The organism is Streptomyces galbus (assembly GCF_005280195.1).
In the GTDB taxonomy this organism is placed as follows: Bacteria; Actinomycetota; Actinomycetes; order Streptomycetales; family Streptomycetaceae; genus Streptomyces; species Streptomyces galbus.
Genome location: NZ_SZPR01000036.1, coordinates 83,594 through 102,578, shown reverse-complemented (window position 1 = coordinate 102,578; position 18,985 = coordinate 83,594). Strand labels below are relative to the sequence as shown.

1 protein-coding gene is annotated in these 18,985 nt (G+C 76.6%); it reads right to left on the bottom strand.

All coding sequences use genetic code 11. The features are described from left to right. Positions 1–7: 7 nt before the first annotated feature. Positions 8–18,691 (bottom strand): non-ribosomal peptide synthetase, encoded by an 18,684-nt coding sequence (locus E4U92_RS33750; protein WP_137304254.1) that lies wholly within the window; start codon positions 18,689–18,691, stop codon positions 8–10. Positions 18,692–18,985 lie beyond the last annotated feature (294 nt).

The window sequence follows — 18,985 nt, the reverse complement described above, 5'->3', positions numbered from 1 at the left end:
CCGGTCCTCACCGTTCTTCGTGGTCGCTGTCGCCGCGTGCGGCGTCTTCGAGTTCGCTCAGCACCTGTTCCTCCACCAGGTCCGCCAGGGCGGCGACGGTGCGGCCCACCAGGACGTCGCGGGGCGTGAGGTGCACGCCGAAGGTGTCGTTGGCGCGGGAGGCGATGAGCAGGGCGCGCAGGGAGTCGCCGCCCAGGGCGAAGAAGTCGTCCTCGGCGCCCACGGAGGTCTCCAGGGCCTCCTCCCACAGGGCGGCGACGGCCTCCTCGGTGGGGGTGCGGGGCGGTACGTACGCGGCGTCGGGCTGCCGCGTCTGCGGGGCGGGGGCGGGCAGTGCGGACCGGTCGGTCTTGCCGTTCTCCGTGAGCGGGAAGCGGTCCATCGGCACGAACGCCGAGGGCACCATGGGGCCGGGCAGGGTGCGGGCGGCCAGGGCCCGCAGGTCGGCGCCGGCGGGCGGTTCGGCGCCGGGGGCGACGAGCACGTGGGCGACCAGGCGCGGCAGCCCCGGCTCGTCCTCCCGCACGCTCACCACGGCGTCCAGGACGGCCGGGTGGCGCACCAGGGTGGCCTCCACCTCGCCGGCCTCGATGCGGTGGCCGCGCAGTTTGAGCTGGTGGTCGGTGCGGCCCAGGTAGTGCAGTTCGCCGCGGGCGTCGCGGCGGACCAGGTCGCCGGTGCGGTACATGCGGGCGCCGGGCGGTCCGAACGGGTCGGCGGTGAAGCGCGTCGCCGTCAGGCCGGGGCGGTGCAGGTAGCCGCGGGCCAGGGCCGGTCCGGCGAGCCACAGTTCGCCGGGCACTCCGTCGGGGACGGGGCGCAGGCCGGCGTCGAGGACGTACGCGGCGGTGGCGGGCAGGGCGCGGCCGACGGGCGGTGCCTCGCCGTCCGGTGCGAGCGGGTCGGACCAGGTGGCGACGACGGTGGCCTCGGTGGGCCCGTAGGAGTTGATCATCCGGTGGTGGGGTGCCCAGCGGGCGACCAGCTCGGCCCGGCAGGCGTCGGCGCCGACGATCAGGGTGTGCAGGTCGGGCAGGGTGCCGGGGGTGTCCGGCGGGAGGGTGGCGAGCGCGGCGGGCGGCAGCAGGGTGTGCGTGATGCGCGCGTCGCGCAGGACGCCGGCCAGTTCGTCGCCGAGCAGCGGTCCGGGCGGCGGGACGACGAGGGCCGCGCCGTGCGGCAGGGACATGCACAGCTCCAGCACGGAGGCGTCGAAGCTGGGCGTGGCGAACGCCAGCACGCGGTCCCCGGCGCCGACCTGGTAGTGCGCGGCCTCGGCGGCGGCGAACGGGGCGAGGCCCCGGTGGGTGACGACGACACCCTTGGGGGTGCCGGTGGAGCCGGAGGTGTAGATGACGTAGGCCGGGTCGTCGAGGTGCAGCGGGCGGACGCGGTCGGGGTCGGCGGGGCGGTGGTCCGGCGTGCCGTCGGGCGGCGCGGCGAGCAGGTCGGCGACCTCCTCGGCGGTCAGGGTGACGGCGGGCCGCGCGTCGCGCAGCATCAGCGCGACCCGCTCGGCGGGGTAGCCGGGGTCCACCGGCAGGAACGCGGCGCCCGCCTTGGCCACGGCGAGCTGGGCGAGGACCATGTCGGCCGAGCGCGGCAGGACCAGCGCGACGATGTCGCCGGGGCCCGCCCCGCGGGCGATGAGCCGGTGCGCCAGCCGGTTGGCGCGGGCCTCCGCCTGCGCGAAGGTGAGCGTGGACTCCCCGGTGTCCAGGGCGGGTTCGCCGGGCCACCGGTCGACGGCGGCCTCGATCAGCTCGGGCAGCGTCACGGGGGGCGGCGGCGCCTGCTGCGGGCGGGCGGGCGCGTGCAGCAGCCGGTGGCGTTCGGCCGGCGGCAGCACGTCCACCGTCCGCAGCGGCTCCTCGTCGCCGGAGGCCGCCAGGGCGGTCAGGGTGTGCATCAGCCGGGCGGCCAGGGCCTCGGCGGTGGCCTCGTCGAAGTACCGCGGGTCGTGGCCGAGTTCCACGGTCAGCTCGTCACCGGGCGAGATCACCACGGTGAGCGGGTAGTTGGTCGCCTCGCGGGCGTCCAGGCCGTGCACGCGCACGCCGTGCGCGCCGGCGGTGGCGTCGCCGACCGGGTAGTTCTCGAACACCAGCAGGCTGTCGAACAGGGGCGTTCCGGCGGGCACGTCGCTCCACTGGTGGAGGTCCGTCAGCGGGACGTGGTCGAAGCGCCGGTCCTCGGCGCGGGCGGCCTGCAGCTCCCGCAGCCAGGCGGGGCACGCGGTGGACTCGTCCACGGTGACCCGCGCGGGCAGCGTGGTGATGAACAGGCCGGTGATGGTGTCCGCGCCCGCCAGGTCGGCGGGACGGCCGGAGACCGTGGTGCCGAAGCACACGTCCCGCCCGCCGCCGGAGCGCGCCAGCAGCAGCGCCCAGGCGCCCTGGACCAGGGTGTTGAGGGTGAGCCGGTGGCGGCGCGCGAAGTCGGTCAGCCGGGCGGTGCCGGCCGCGTCGAGCCGCTGCGACAGCCAGGTGCCCGACCGGGCGGCGGCGCCCGGGGCGGGCCTGCGGTCGTAGGGCAGCGGGGTCGGCGCGGCGTACCCGGCGAGGACGGCCTTCCAGTGCTCCTCGGCGGCGGCGCCGTCGCGGCCGGCCAGCCAGGCGGCGTAGTCCGCGAAGGGCCGCCGGGCCGGGAGGCGGGGCTCGGTCCCGGCGGCGAGCGCGGCGTGCGCCTGGAGGACGTCCGACAGCACGTGGAAGACGCTCCAGCCGTCCAGCAGGACGTGGTGGAAGGTCCACACCACGCGCACCTCGTCCGGGCCGAGCCGGATCAGGGTGACGCGCAGCAGCGGGGGGCGGCCGAGGTCGATGCCGCGGGCGCGGTCCTCGTCGAGCAGGCGGCGCAGTGCCCCCTCCTGCTCCGCCGGGTCGAGGCCGGTCCAGTCGAGGCGGGTGACGGGCAGGGGCACGTGGCGGTGCACGGTCTGCAGCGGGACCGGCACCCCGGTCAGGGCGACGGCGGTGCGCAGCACGGGCGTGGCGTCCACGACGTGCTGCCAGGCGTCCGCGAGCAGCGCGGGGTCGCGCACGCCGTCGGCGACGAAGGTGATCTGCTCGACGTAGAGGCCCTCGCCGGGCTCGTCCATGCCGTGCACGACCATGCCGGTCTGGGTGGGGGTGAGCGGGTAGACGTCCGTCACGTCGTGGCCGTCGCCGACGAGCCGGTCGACGGCGGCCTGGTCGAGGGGGGCCAGCGGGAAGTCGGACGGGGTGCGGCCGCCCGCGCCGGGCTCGGCGCAGTGCGCGACGATCCGGCGCAGTTCCTCCGCCGTCTCCTCGGCGAGGCGGGCGACGGTTTCCGGCCGGTGCACCCCGCGGGAGTACGACCAGGTGAATTCGAGGCGCTGGTCGGTGACGCGGCCGAGCACGTCGATGAGGTGGGGCCGCTCCGCCGAGCGGTCCATGCCGCCGGTCAGTCCCTCGTGGGGCGCCCCCAGCAGGCCGTCCCCGCCGGCGCTCCGGTCCTGCCGGCCGAGGTAGTTGAAGGCGATCTGCGGGAGGGCGGGAAGGCCGGCTCCCGCCGTCGGGTGCAGGTGGCGCAGCGCGCCGTAGCCCACTCCCCCGCGCGGTACGGCGCGCAGGTTCTCCTTGACGGTCTTCAGCGCGGTGCCGAGGTCGGCGTCGCGGGGCACGTCGAGGCCGACGGGGAACATGGTGGTGAACCAGCCGACGGTGCGGGAGAGGTCGACGCCGTCGAAGAGGTCCTCGCGGCCGTGGCCCTCCAGGGCGACCACCACCCGGTCCTGTTGCGTCCAGCGGGCGAGGACCCGGCCGAGGGCGGTCAGCAGGACGTCGTTGACGCGGGTGCGGTAGGCGTCGGGCACCTCCTTCAGCAGGCGCCGGGTCTCCTCGGCACCGAGGCCCACGGTCACGGTCTCCTCGTCCACGGCGGTGTTGGCGCCGGACAAGTCGGCCGGCAGGCCGGTGGGGTGCAGGGCGCCCCAGTGGGCGACCTCGTCGTCGAAGCCGCCGTCGGCGGTGTGCGCGGCCAGGCGCCGCGCCCAGTCGCGGAACGACGTGGTCTTCGCGCCCAGGTCGGGGGTCCCGCCGGCGCTCAGCGCCCGGTGGGCGGCCTCCAGGTCCTCGAGGATCACCCGCCAGGACACCGCGTCGACGACGAGGTGGTGGGCGGCCAGCAGGAGGACGGACGGCCGGCCGCCGTCCCGGTGGCACAGGGCGGCCTTCAGCAGGGGCCCGCCCGCCAGGTCGAACGCGGAGCACAACCCGGCGGCCACGTCGGCCGGTTCCTGCGGGGCGCGGTGCACCTCCAGGTGGGGTGCGGCGCCGGGCGGGGTGCCCACCTGCCGCCACCGGCCGTCGCCCGAGGGCTCGTAGCGCATGCGCAGCGCGTCGTGCTGTTCCAGGACCGCCGCGAGCGCGGCGCGCAGCAGCGCCTCGTCGGTGTCGGGCGCCACCTCGAAGGAGACGGCCTGGGTGAAGTGCGCCGGGTCACCGGTGACGGTGTCGAACAGCCAGTGCTGTACGGGGGTGAGGGGGACGTCGCCGACGACCGGCCCCTGGTCGGCCGTGGCGGCAGCGGGGCCGGCCGGTGTGGTGTCCACCGCGGCGGCGAGCTCGGCGATCGTCTGGTGGGCGAACAGGTGACGGGGCGTCAGGGACAGTCCGGCGCGGCGGGCCGCGGAGACGATCTGGATGCCGAGGATGGAGTCCCCGCCGAGCGCGAAGTAGTTGTCGGTGGCGCCCACTTCGGGCACGCCGAGGACCTGCGCCCAGATCGCGGCGAGGGTCTGCTCGGTCGCGGTCCTCGGCGGGCGGGTGTCCTGCGCGGTGACGGCGGCGGACCACACCGGTTCCGGCAGGGCGCGCCTGTCCAGCTTGCCGGTGGCGCCCAGCGGCAGCCGCTCCAGGGGCACCACGGCCGCGGGGACCAGGTGGTCGGGCAGGGTGCGGGCGAGGAACGCGCGCAGCTCGGCCGGCGCCGGGAGGTCGCCGGCGCGGGGCACGGCGTAGCCGACGAGACGCTTGTGGCCGTCGTGCTCCACGACGCGGGCGGCGGCCGCGGCGACCTGCGGGTGCCGGGCCAACGCGGCCTCCAGCTCGCCGAGTTCGATGCGGAAGCCGCGCACCTTCACCTGGTCGTCGGAGCGGCCGAGGTACAGCAGGTCACCGTCCGCGCTCCAGCGGACCAGGTCACCGGTGCGGTACATGCGGCTGCCGGGCGGGCCGAAGGGGTCGGCGAGGAAGCGGCCGGCGGTCAGGCCGGGCCGGTTCAGGTAGCCGCGGGCCACGCCGGTCCCGGCGAGGTACAGCTCGCCGGGCGCCCCGACGGGCACGGGCCGCATGCGGGTGTCCAGGACGTAGGCGCGGGCGCCGCCGACGGGCCGGCCGATGGGCGGCACCCGGTCGGGGTCGGCCGGGTCGCAGGTGAAGGCGGTGGCGTAGACGGTGGCCTCGGTGGGGCCGTAGATGTTCATCACCCGGCAGCCGGGGACCGCCGCGCGCACCTGCCGGACGGCGCGGGCGGGCAGGGCCTCGCCGGCCAGGACGACGGTGTCGGCGCCCACGTGCACGGTGTCCTCGGCCAGCAGCCGGCCGAGGGCGGACGGGACGGCGCTGAGCAGCCCGGCCCGCCACGGCTCGGTCCGCTCGGCGAGGGCCAGCAGGTCGCGGACGACCTCCACCCGGCCGCCCGCCAGCAGCGGCGAGAAGATCTCGAACACCGACACGTCGAAGTTGAGCGAGGTCGACGCCACGACGTGGGCGAGCCCGCGGCCGCTGAACTCGGCGGCGGCCCAGTCGGTCAGCGCCACCACGGAGGCGTGCGCGACGACGACGCCCTTGGGCCGGCCGGTGGAGCCGGAGGTGTGGATGACGTAGGCCGGGTGGTCCGGCAGCAGCCTGCCGTGCCGCTCGCCGTCGCCGACGGGCGCGGCGGACGCGGCGGCCAGCCGGGCGGCCCAGTCCGGGTCGTCCAGGGCGATCCGCGTGCAGGGGCCCTGCGGCAGCCGTGCGGAGGTCTCCGCGCTGGTGATGACCGCGTCGGGCCGTACGTCCTCGAAGAGGAACGCGATGCGCTCCGCCGGGTAGCCGGGGTCGACCGGCAGGTAGGCGGCGCCGCTCTTGAGGACCGCGAGGAGCGCCACGATCAGGTCGGCGGTACGGGGCAGGGCCAGGGCGACGAACCGCTCCGGTCCGGCGCCGGCCTCGATCAGCAGGCGGGCGAGCCGGTTGGCGCGCTCGTCGAGCTGACGGTACGTCAACTCATCGGTGCCGTGGAGGACGGCGGGCGCGTCGGGGGTGCGGGCGACCTGGTCCGCGAAGGCGTCCGGGAGGGTGCGCCGCGGCAGCCGCGCCCCGGGTCCGGCGAGGCGGTCCAGCAGGCGGCGTCCGTCGGCCGGTTCGAGGACGGTCAGGTCGGCCAGGCTGCGGTCGGCGCCGGCGGCGAACTGGGCCAGCAGGGTGCGCAGGCTCGCGCCGATCCCCTCGACGGTGGCCGCGTCGAAGGCGACCGGGTCGTAGTCGAGGCTCACGGTGACGTCGTCACCGGGGGCGACGACCACGCTGAGCGCGTAGCTGGTCGGCTCGACGTCGCGTTCCTGCTCGACGGCGAGTCCGTGCCGGGCCAGGGCGCCCGCGTCGAACGGGTAGTTCTCGAAGACGACGATGCTGTCGAACAGACCGGTGCCGCCGGGGACTTCGCTCCAGGACTGGAGCTGGGCGAGGGAGACGAAGTCGTGGCGGCGCGACTCGGACTGCGCGGCCTGCAGGTCGCGCAGCCACTCCAGCAGGGGGCGCCGCCGGTCGACGCGCAGCCGGGTGGGCAGGGTGTTGATGAACAGGCCCACCATCGAGGTGACGCCGGGCAGTTCGGCCGGGCGGCCCGACACGGTCGTGCCGAAGACGACGTCGTCGCCGCCACCGTAGTGGTGCAGCAGCAGGCCCCAGGCGCCCTGGAGCACGGTGTTGACGGTCAGCCCGGCCCGCTGGGCGGTGTCCCTGAGCCGGGCCGACACCTCCTTGCCGAGGGCGACCCGGACCGTGCCCGAGGAGGACGCGCCGTGGGTGTCGGCGGAGCGCCGGTCGCGGGGCAGTTCGGTGGGTACGGCGAACCCGGCGAGGGTGTCCCGCCAGTGCTGTTCGGCGCGGGCGGTGTCCTGGCCGGCCAGCCACTCCAGGTAGCGGGCGAAGCGGGCCCGGTCGGGCACCTGCGGGCGGCGGCCGGCGGTGCGGGCCGCGTACCGCTCGCACACCTCGTCGAACACCTGGGCCGCGCTCCACCCGTCGAGCAGCACGTGGTGGAACGTCCACACCATGCGCACCCGGTCGGGGGCCAGCCGGATCAGGGCGAGCCGCATCAGCGGGGCCGCCCCGAGGTCGATGCCCGCCTCGCGGTCGGCGGCCAGCAGCGCCTCCGTCTCCCGCGCGCACCACTCGGGGGTCCGGCCGGTCCAGTCGTGGTGGGTGACGGGCACGGCGGCCCGCTTCTCGACCACCTGGAGGGGTTCGGCGGTCTCCTGCCACACCAGGCGGGTGCGCAGGATCGCGTTGGCGTCCGCCGTGTCCTGCCACGCCCCGGCGAGGGCGTGCGGGTCGGTGACGCCGTGCAGGACGACCTGCACCTGGTTGACGTAGGTGCGGCCCTGCGGGTCCATCAGGCTGTGGAAGAGCATGCCCGCCTGCATGGGGGTCAGCGGGTACACGTCCTCGACGCCGCGGCCGTCGCCCACGACGCGGTCCACGGCGGCCTGGTCGAGCCGGGCCAGCGGGAAGTCCGAGGGGGTGCGGCCGCCGGCCCGCGGGGCGGCGCAGTGCGCGACGATCTCCTCCAGCGAGCGCAGCATGCCCCCGGCGAGGGAGGCGACGGTCTCCTCGCGGTGGCGGCCGCCGCTGTAGTGCCAGGTGATCTCCAGTTCGTCGTCCTCGACGCGGGCCACCACGTCGAGCAGGTGCGGGCGGGGCGCGCCGGGGTCCTCCGCGCCGTCCAGGCCGCCGGGCACGGCCCGGACCAGCTCGGCGCCGGCGGCGGACCAGTCGAAGCGGCCGAGGTAGTTGAAGCTGATGCCGGGCAGCGGCGCGCCGGCGAGCCGTTCGTCGCCCGCGAGGTGGCGCAGGGCGCCGTAGCCGATCCCCCGGTCGGGTACGGCCCGCAGCTGTTCCTTCACGGCCTTGAGCGCGGCGCCCCAGTCGCCGTCGGGCAGGCGGAGGGCGACCGGGAAGAGGCTGGTGAACCAGCCGACTGTGCGGGACAGGTCGAGGTCGTCGAAGTGCTGGTCCTCGCGGCCGTGTCCCTCCAGCCCCACGGCGACGGTGCTGCGGCCGGTCCAGTCGGCCAGGACGCGGCCGAGGGCGGTCAGCAGGACGTCGTCGACGCGGGTGCGGTACACGCCGGGGACCTTGCGCAGGAGGTCCTCGGTGCGCTGTCGGTCCAGGCGTACGGTCACGGCGCGCAGGTCGGCGGCGGTGTTGCCGCCGTCGAGGTCCACCGGCAGGGGTGCGGCGCAGTGCCGGGAGACGTCGGCCCAGTGGGCGCGCTGCGCGGCGAGGTCCGCCTCGCCGGTGCGGGCGGTGAGCCGCCGCACCCACTCCCGCACGGACGTGGTGCGCTGCGGCAGCCGGACCGGCTCGCCGCTCCTGGCCTGACGGTAGGCGGTCTCCAGGTCCTCCAGGAGGACGCGCCAGGAGACGCCGTCGACGATCAGGTGGTGGGCCGTCAGCAGCAGGCGCGGGGGCCGGCCGCCGCCGGTGAACAGGCGGGCGGCGATCAGCGGCCCGGTGTCCAGCCGGAAGCCGGTGTGCGCCTCGTGGGTGAGGCGGGCCTCGGCCGCCGCGGCGGCGTCGGCGTCCCGGCCGCTCAGGTCGTGCGTGCGCAGCAGCTCCGGTACGTCGGCGTCCGCGGCGGTGTACTCCTGGCCCCAGGTGCCGTCGGCGGCGCGGGCGAAGCGGGCGCGCAGGGCGTCGTGGTGGGTCCACAGCGCGGCGAGTGCGGCCTGCAGGGCGCCGGGATCGACGTCCTCGCCGGTCTCGACGACCACCGACTGGTTGAAGTACTCCGGGCGCGGCGGTTCGGCGTCGAGGAACCAGTGCTGGATCGGGGTGAGGGGCACCTCGCCCGCGACCGTGCCGGTGCCCGCGACGGTCGCGACGGCGCCGGTCGAGGCGGCGGCCAGGGCGGCGAGCGTGGGGTGGCGGAACAGGTCCCGCGGGGTCAGCGCGAGTCCGGCGGTGCGGGCCCGGGAGACCACCTGGATGCTGACGATGGAGTCGCCGCCCAGCATGAAGAAGTGGTCGTCGAGGCCGACGCGTTCCACGCCCAGCAGCTCGGCCCAGATGCCCGCGAGCACCTGCTCCGCCTCGGTGCGCGGCGCGCGGTAGGCGCTGTCGGCCGCGGCCGACCACTCGGGGGCGGGCAGCCGGCGCCGGTCGACCTTGCCGTTCGTGGTCAGGGGCAGCTCGGCGAGGGGCACGAACGCGGCCGGGACCATGTAGTCGGGCAGTTCCGCGGCCACGTGGGCGCGCAGCTCGGCCGTCTGCGGCACGGTGGCGCCGGGGGCCGGCACCAGGTGCGCGACCAGGCGCTTGCGTCCCTCGTGCCGGGACACCGACACCACCGCCTCGGCGACCGCGGGGTGGGCGGTGAGCCGCGCCTCGATCTCGGCGGGCTCGACGCGGAAGCCGCGGATCTTGATCTGGTCGTCGGCACGTCCCACGAAGTGCAGGTCGCCGTCGGCGCTCCAGCGCACGATGTCGCCGGTGCGGTACATCCGTGCGCCGGGCGGTCCGTAGGGGTCGGCCAGGTAGCGGGCCGCGGTGGCGCCGGGGCGGCCGATGTAGCCGCGGGCCAGCCCGGCCCCGGCGAGGTACAACTCCCCCGGTACGCCGGGCGGTTGCGGCTGGAGGGCGCCGTCCAGGACGTAGGCGCGGGTGTCGTCGAGGGGGCGGCCGATGGGGAGGGCCGCAGGCAGGGTGTCGCCGGCGCGGAAGGGCCGGCGGGTGGCGAAGGTGGTGGTCTCGGTGGGGCCGTACACGTCGACGACGGTGAGGTCGGGGCAGGCGTCCAGCACGCGCCGTACGGCGGCGCCGGGCACGGCCTCGCCGCCGGTCCACACCTCGCGGGCGCCGCGCAGGCAGGCGGGGTCCTCCTGGGCGAACAGGCGGAACAGGCCGATCGTCAGGAACACGCTGCTGACGCCCTGTTCGGTGATGGCGTGGCGTACGGCGGCGGCGTCCAGCTCCCCGGGCGGGGCGAGGACGGCCGTGCCGCCGCGCAGCAGGGGCACCCACAGCTCGTAGGTGGACGCGTCGAAGGCGTGCGGGGAGTGCACCAGGACGCGGTCGTGGCTCGCGAAGGAACGGTCGAGGGCGAGCGCGGCGACGTCCCGCTGCCGAGCGGCCACGCCCTTGGGGTTGCCGGTGGAGCCGGAGGTGAACATGAGGTACTGCACGTTGTCCGGGTGCACGCGCGGCACGGTGGCGAGGTCCGCGGTGGGCCCGTCGGTGTCCAGGTCCGGGCGCAGGACGTGTCCCTCGGGGAGCAGGTCCGCGGCCGTCGCGTGCCATTCGGCGTCCGTGAGCAGCAGCTCGGCGCCGGCCTCCGTGAGCATCGTGCGCAGCCGGTCCCCGGGGGCCCGGCCGTCGAGCGGGACGTACACGCCGCCGAGGCGGGCGAGGGCGAGCTGGGTGACGACGAGGGCGGTGGAGCGGTCCATGAGCACGCCGACGGCGACCTCCGGGCGTACCCCGAGCGCGGCGAGCCGGCCGGCCAGGGCACGCGCCCGGGTGTCGAGGTCGCGGTAGGTCAGCCGCTCGTCGCCGGCCAGCAGCGCGACGGCGTCGGGGGTGCGGTCCACCTGGGCGGCGAAGAGGTCCGCGGTGGTGGTGACGGGCGCGTCCGTGGCCGTGTCGTTCCAGGCGTGCAGCACCTGCTCGCGGCGGGCGTCGGTCAGCAGGGACAGCCGGGCGGGGACGGACCGCGGGGCGGCGGCGAAGCCCTCCAGCAGGACGGTGAGGTACTCGGCCATCCGCTCCACGGTGGCGGCGTCGAAGAGGTCCGGGTCGTAGCCGAGGCGCAGGGCGAGCTCCGTGCCGGGGTAGGCGACCAGGCTGAGCGGGTAGTTGGTGGTCTCGATCCCCTCCAGGCCGGTCAGCCGCAGGCCGTGGGCGGCGGCGAGGTCGTCGTCGACCGGGTAGTTCTCGAAGACGACGATGCTGTCGAACAGGGCGGCCCGTTCGGGCAGGTCGGTGTACGCCGTCATCCGGTGCAGCGGCACGTGGTCGTGGCGCCGGTCCTCGCTCTGCTCCTGCTGGAGCCGGGCCAGCCAGGTGAGCAGCGGCTCGTCGCGCGGCACCCGCACGCGGGTGGGCAGGGTGGCGATGAACAGGCCGGTGATGGCGTCGGCGCCGGGGAGCTCCGGCGGCCGTCCGGACACGGTGGTGCCGAACACCACTTCGTCGCGGCCCGCCTGACGGCTCATCAGCACCGCCCAGGCGCCCTGGACGAGGGTGTTGACCGTCAGGCCCGCCGTCCTGGCCACGTCCAGCAGGGACTTGGTGACCGTCTCGGGCAGGGTGACGCGCACCGCCGCCGTGGACTCCGCGCGGTGGCTCTCGCGGGGCTCGCGGTCGAAGGGCAGCGCGGTGGTCTCGGCCAGCCCGTTCAGGCGGGCCCGCCAGTGCCGTTCGCCCTCGGCCGCCTCGGTGTGCTCCCGCAGCCAGGCGACGTAGTCGCGGAACGGGCGGCGCTCGGGCAGCACGAGCGGTGCGGTGCCGGACAGGCCCGAGTGGCAGGCGAACACGTCGGACAGGACCTGGAACAGGCTCCAGCCGTCCAGGATCAGGTGGTCGAAGGACCACACGACGCGCACCGCGGCGTCGGAGACGCGGGCCAGGACCAGGCGCTGGAGCGGGGCGCGGGTCAGGTCGACGCCCCGGGCCCGGTCGCGGTCGAGCAGGTCGCGCAGCCGCTCGTCCTGCTCGGCGGCGGTCAGGCCGCGCCAGTCGGCGGACTCCACGGGTACGGCGGCCCGGCGCTGCACCGCGAGCAGCGGCTCGGGCACGTCCTCCCACACCACCCGTGCGCGCAGCACCGGGGTGCGGTCGGTGACCCGCTGCCAGGCGTCGGCCAGCACCGCCGGGTCGGGCACGCCGTCCAGGACGAACGTCAACTGCTGGAAGTACACGCCGCGGTCGGCCTGGGAGAGGCGGTGGAAGAGCATGCCGGCCTGGGTGGGCGTGAGCGGGTGGACGTCCTCGAGGCCGGCCGGGTCCTCCCCCGCGATCCGGTCGACGTGGCTCTGGTCGAGCCGGGCCAGCGGGAAGTCGGAGGGGGTGCGTCCGGCGGCGCCGGGCCGGGCCGCGTGCCGGGCGAGCCCGGCCAGCGCGCCGGCGTAGCGCTCCGCGAGGTCCGCGACGGTCTCCTCCCGGTGCAGCCGGTCGGAGTAGAACCAGGTGAACTCCAGGCTGTCGCCGTCGAGGCGCCCCACCACCTCCAGGGGGTGCGGGCGCGTCGACGCGGGGTCGGCGTCCAGCTCCAGCGGGCGGGCCAGCCCGCGGAACAGGCCCTCCCCGGAGGTCCCGGACAGGCCGAACCGGCCCAGGTAGTTGAAGCTGATCTGGGCACTGGTCGCCGGGAGCGGTGCGCCGTCGCGGCCCGGCAGGGTCAGCGCGCCGTGGCCGATGCCGTGCCGGGGCACGGCGCGCAGGTGTTCCTTGACCTGCTTGAGCACGCCGTCCCAGTCGTCCTCGGGCGGCACGGCCAGGGCGACGGGGTGGCGGGTGGTGAACCAGCCGACGGTGCGGCTGGTGTCGACGTCGGCGAACAGGTCCTCGCGGCCGTGTCCTTCCACGTCGACCAGGACCCGCTCGTGGCCGCTCCAGCCGCACAGCACCCGGCCGAGCGCGGCGAGCAGGACGTCGTTGGCCCGGGTGCGGTAGGTCTCCGGGAGGGTCCGCAGCAGCAGGTCGGTGTCCTCGGCGCCGATCCGGACCGTCACCGAGCGCTGGGAGGCGTAGGTGTTGGTGCCCTCCCGGTCGGTGGGCAGGGCCGCCGGGACGCCCTCGGTCTGCCGGGACCAGTACGCCTTCTCCGCGGCGAAGCCGCCGGCGGCGGTGTGCGCCGCGAGGCGCTCGGCCCACTGCCGCAGCGGGGAGGACTTGCGGGGCAGCGCGGCCGCGCCGTCCCGGCCCTCGCGGCGGGCGCGGTAGGCGTGTTCGAGGTCTTCCAGGAGCAGGCGCCAGGAGACGCCGTCCACGACGAGGTGGTGGACGGACAGGTGCAGCACGGGCGGCCGTCCGTCGCCCCGGTCGTGCAGGACGGCGCGCAGCAGCGGGCCGTGGTCCAGGTCGTACCGGCCGAGGTGCGGGGTGTCGGTGTCCGGCCCGGTGTGGCGGACGAGGCGGCAGTGTGCGGCCGGGCCGTCGATCAGCCAGCGGACGCCCGATCCGTCGGCGAGGAACCGGGACCGCAGCGCGTCGTGGTGGGCGACCACGTCGTCCAGGGCAGCCTGCAGCGCGCTCTCGTCGACGTCGGCGGGCAGGTCGAGCGACAGCGTCTGGGCGAAGTGCCCGGCCCGCTCGGCGGCGCTGTCGAAGAGCCAGTGCTGGATGGGGGTCAGCGGCGCGGCGCCGGTGGCCTCGACGGGCGCGGCCGGGGCGGTTCGGCGCCGGCTGCCGGCCTCGTCGGCGCGGCGGGCCAGAGCGGCGAGCGTCTGGTGCTGGTAGAGGTCCCGCGAGCTGATCGTCAGGCCCGCCTGCCGGGCCTGGGCCACGACCTGGATGCTGAGGATGGAGTCGCCGCCCAGCGCGAAGAAGTTGTCGTCCGCGCCGACCCGCTCCACCTGCAGGACGCCGGCCCAGATGGCGGCCAGGGTCCGTTCGGTCGCGGTGCGGGGCGCGACGTGGCGGGCGGTGCGTTCGGCGGGCGCCGGGTCGGGGAGCCGGGCGCGGTCCAGTTTGCCGTTGGGGTTGAGCGGCAGGGCGGGCAGCACCACGACGGCCGACGGGACCATGTAGTCGGGCAGGGTGCGGCCGAGGGCGCGGCGGACCGCCTCGGGCTCCACCGTGGCGCCGGGGGCCGGGACGACGTACCCGGCCAGGCGGCGGTGGCCGTCGCCGTCGCGGACCGTGGCGGCGGCCTCGGCAACACCCGCGCAGCCGCGCAGCGCCTCCTCGACCTCGCCGAGCTCTATGCGGAAGCCGCGCACCTTGACCTGCTGGTCGACGCGGCCGAGGTACTCGAGCTGGCCGTCGGAGCTCCAGCGCACCAGGTCGCCCGTGCGGTACATGCGCTGCCCGGGAACGCCGAACGGGTCGGCGACGAAGCGGGCCGCGGTCAGGCCGGGGCGGTGCAGGTACCCGCGCGCGAGTCCGCCGCCGCCGAGGTACAACTCGCCGGTGACGCCCGGCGGCTGGGGGCGCAGCAGGTGGTCCAGGACGTAGGCGCGGGTGCGGGCGACGGGGCGCCCTATGGGCGGGGCCTGGTCGGGCACCGTGCCGCCGGAGAACCAGGCCGTGGCGTAGACCGTGGCCTCGGTGGGGCCGTAGATGTTCGCCACCTCGGCCGCGGGCATGGCGTCGTGGATGTCGCGGACGGTGCGGGCGGGCAGCGCCTCACCGGCCAGGACGACGGTGTCCACCGCCAGGGCGCCCGCGCCGCCGAACACCCGGGACAGCGCGGACGGGACGCCGCTGAGCAGTCCGGCCCGGTACGGGCCCGATCCGTCGGCGGGCGCGGGGAGGTCGGCCAGGGCCGTGAGGTCGGCGACGACTTCGACGCTGCCGCCGGCCAGCAGGGGGCACAGCAGCTCGAAGACGGACACGTCGAAGTTGAGGGAGGTGGAGGCCACGACGTGGGCGAAGCCGCGCGCCCCGAACGTGTCCCGCGCCCAGGCGGCCAGCGCGGCCACGCTGCGGTGGGTGACGACCACGCCCTTGGGCCGGCCGGTGGAGCCGGAGGTGTAGATGACGTAGGCCGGGTGGGACGGGTGGAGCGGCGCCGTGCGGTCGGCGTCGGTGAGGTCGGCGTCGGTGAGGTCGGCGTCCGTGAGGTCGGTGTCCGTGAGGTCGGTGTCGGCACCGGCCAGGTCCGTGGCGTCGGCTGCGGCCTCGGTGAGGAAGGGTGCCACGTCCTCCAGCAGCAGCGGTTCGCAGTCCTCGGGCAGCGCGTGCGCGGTCTCCCGGGTGGCGAGGACGAGGGCGGGGGCCGCGTCGGTGAGCATGAAGCGGATGCGCTCGGCCGGGTAGGCGGGGTCGACCGGCAGGTAGCCGGCGCCCGACTTCAGGACGGCCCACAGCACCGGCAGCAGGCCGGCGGTGCGCGGCAGGCACAGCGCCACCAGGGACTCAGGACCCGCGCCGCGCGCCGCGAGCAGACGGGCGAGACGGTTGGCGCGCCGGTTCAGGCCCGCATAGTCCAGCCGGGCGTCGCCGCAGGTCACAGCGGTACGGCCGGGCGTCCTGGTCACCTGCTCCTCGAACAGCGCGGGGAGCGTGGTGTCGGCGGCCGGGTCCGCGGCCGCCGCGGGCGGGTTCCAGGAGTCCAGAAGCACGCGCCGCTCGTCGTCGGTCAGCAGCGGGAGGTCGGCCAGGGTCCGCTGCGGGCCGTCCGCCATCCCTTCGAGCAGGTGGCGCAGTTGCCGGGCCATGCGGGCCACGGTCGCCGCGTCGAACAGGTCGGTGTTGTACTCGACCGTCAGCTCGTGCCCGCCGTCGGCGCGCGGCGCGAACTCCAGCACCAGGTCGAAGCGGGCGGCCGGGCGGGGCAGCGGGTGGTCCTCGATGCGCAGTCCGGCGGCGACCGGCGGCCGGGCGGGAGCCGCCTGCTGCACCACTAGCGCCTGCACCAGCGGGGTGCGGCTGGGGTCGCGGGGCGGGGCCAGCTCCTCGACCACCCGGTCGAAGGGCACGCCGTCGTGGGCGAACGCGTCCAGCACGGTCGCGCGCATGCTCTGCACGAACCGGTCCACCGTGGCGGCGTCGTCGACCTCGCCGCGCAGGACCACGGTGTTGGCGAAGAAGCCGGTCACGTCCTCGAGTTCGCGGCGGTCCCGCCCGTTGGTGACGGTGCCGAACGCGACGTCCCGCTGTCCCGAGTAGCGGGCGAACAGCACGGCCGCCGCCGCGGCGAACACCGTGAAGACGGTGGTGTCGCGGCCCGCGGCCAGTTGCCGCAGCCGGTCCACCAGGTGGCGCGGTACGTCCTGGCGGTGGGCCGCGCCCGCGGTGGTGCGCACCGCGGGCCGCGGCCGGTCGGTGGGCAGGTCGAGCTGCTGGAGGCCGGCGAGGTGGCGTCTCCAGTAGGCGAGGTCGTCGGCGTGGGCGTCGGCGGTGTGCCGCCGGCGCTCCCACAGTGCGAAGTCCGGGTACTGCACGCCGGGTTCGGGCAGCCCGTCGGGGTCTCCCGCGGCCTCCGCGCGGTAGAGCGCGGCCAGGTCCCGGGTCAGGACGCCGACCGACCAGCCGTCGGTGACGATGTGGTGCTGGGCGAGCAGCAGGACGTGGTCCTCGGCTGCCCGGCGGACGAGCAGCGCCCGGGTCAGGGGCCCGGTCGTCAGGTCGTGGGGCCGGCGCAGCTCCTCGGTCAGCAGGCGCTCGACGGCGCTGTCCCGCCGGTCGGCCGGCACGTGCCCGACGTCGGCGGTGCGCAACGGCAGGTCCGGCTCGGGGGCGACGAGCTGGACGCCCTGTCCGTCGACCGTGGCGAAGGTGGTGCGCAGGGAGTCGTGGCGGGCGGCGAGCCGGTGCAGGGCGCGTTCCAGGGCCGGCGCGTCGAGGGGGCCGCGCAGCCGCAGCGCCACGCCGGTGTTGTACTCGGTGCCGCCGTCGGTGAGGTCGTCGAGGAACCACAGGCGCCGCTGGGCGCTGGAGAGCGGGACGGGCGCGGAGCGCGGGGCGGCGGGGATCGGCTCCGGCGGGGCGGCGGACGGCTCGGCGGTCAGCGGGGCGAGCGCGCCGACGGTCCGCGCGGTGAACACGTCGCGCAGGGTGAGCCGGGCGCCGGACGCCTCCCGGATGCGGGTCAGCACCCGGGCCGCGAGGATCGAGTCGCCGCCCAGGTCGAAGAAGTCGTCGTCGATGCCGACGGTGTCGACGCCGAGGACGTCGGCCCAGATCGCGGCCAGGGTCCGTTCGCCGTCGGTGCGCGGGGCGACGTGCCGTTCGGCCGGCGCCGTGCCGGGGGCGGGCAGTGCCCTGAGGTCGATCTTGTTCTGCGGGGTGAGCGGCAGCGCGTCCAGCACGACGATCGCCGAGGGCACCATGTGCACGGGCAGGGCGGCGGCGAGGGCGGCGCGCAGCCGGGCCGGCTCGGGTCCGCGGGCGGCGTCGGCGGGGGTGACGTAGCCGATGAGCCGGCCGCGGCCGGGCTCCTGGTCGCGGACGACGACGACGGCCTCGCGGACCTGCGGGTCCCGGGTCAGGGCGGCCTCGATCTCACCGGGTTCGATGCGGAAGCCGCGGACCTTGACCTGCCGGTCGGCGCGGCCGAGGAACTCCAGCTCGCCGTCGTCGCGTCGGCGCACCCGGTCGCCGGTGCGGTAGAGCCGGGCGCCGGGCGGTCCGGCGGGGTGGGCGACGAAGCGTGCCGCGGTCAGTCCGGGCCGGTTGAGGTAGCCGCGGGCCAGTCCGTCGCCGCCCACGTACAGTTCGCCCTCGGCGCCGGCCGGCACCGGACGCAACGCCGCGTCCAGGACGTGGGCCTCGGTGCCGGGCAGGGGGCCGCCGATGGTGGGGGTCCCGGTGCCGGCGGCCAGGGGGCCGGTCCAGGTGGCGACGATGGTGGCCTCGGTCGGCCCGTAGGAGTTGATCATGCGGCGGCCGGGGGCCCACCGGTCGACGAGGGCGGCCGGGCACGCCTCGGCCCCGACGATCAGGGTGCGCAGCGACGGCAGGCCACCGAGCTCCGCCGGGTCGGGCAGGGTGGCGAGGGCCGCGGGCGGTATGAGGGTGTGGGTGATGCGGTGTTCGGCCAGGACGGCGGCCAGTTCGTCCCCCAGCCAGGGCCCGTGCGGCGGGACGACCAGGGCGGCGCCGGACAGCACGGAGATGAAGAGCTCCAGTACGGAGGCGTCGAAGCTCGGCGAGGAGAACTGCAGCACGCGGTCGCCGGGGCCCACGGCGTAGCGCTCGGCGGCGGCCGCGGCGAACCCGGCGATGCCCCGGTGGGTGACGGTGACGCCCTTGGGGGTGCCGGTGGAGCCGGAGGTGAAGATGACGTACGCGGCGTGGTCGGGCCGCACCCCGCTCACGTCCGGGCCCGGGTCCGCGTCTGCCGGGTCCGGTTCCCCGCCTTCGCCGTCCAGCAGCGCGCGGACCCGGGCGAGGTCGTCCAGGACGACGGCGGGCGCGGCGTCGGCGAGCATCAACTCCCGTCGTTCGGCGGGGTAGTCGGGGTCTACGGGGAGGAAGGCCGCCCCGGCGAGGGCCACGGCCAGCTCGGCGGCGATCAGTTCGATCGAGCGCGGCAGGACCAGGGCCACGGTCCGCTCCGGCCGGGCGCCGTGCGCGGCGAGGTGGGCGGCGAGCCGGCCGGCCTTGTGGGCGAGTTCCCCGTAGGACCAGGTGCGCCGGCCGTCGGTGACCGCGGGGGCGTCCGGGTCGCGCGTCACCTGCCGGGTGAACAGCTCCCCGAGCGGCACGTGACGGGCGGCGGCGTGAGCGGGGGCCGGCGGGACGGAGCCGGCCGACGGGGGCGTGGCGGGGCGCTGGGCGTGCAGGTCCGTCATCGGGGTGCAGTCCTTCGGGCGGTGGCGGCGCGCGGGCCCGCCGCGCCGCTGGACGGCGGCCCGTGGGCACACCGGAGCGGGGCGGGAGTCCTTGCGTACGGGGCGGGTGCGGGTGCGGGGCGCGACCGGGCCGTGCCGGTCCCGCGCGGCCGGACGGTGCGGGTCCGGACGCGCGGTCGGACGGCGCCGGCCGGCGGTCGGCCGGGGTGCACCGGCGCGCGGCAGGTCGGCGTGGCCGCGCGCACGGCTCGTCGGCGTCGTCCGCGCGCACGGTCAGTCGGCGTCGATCGCGCG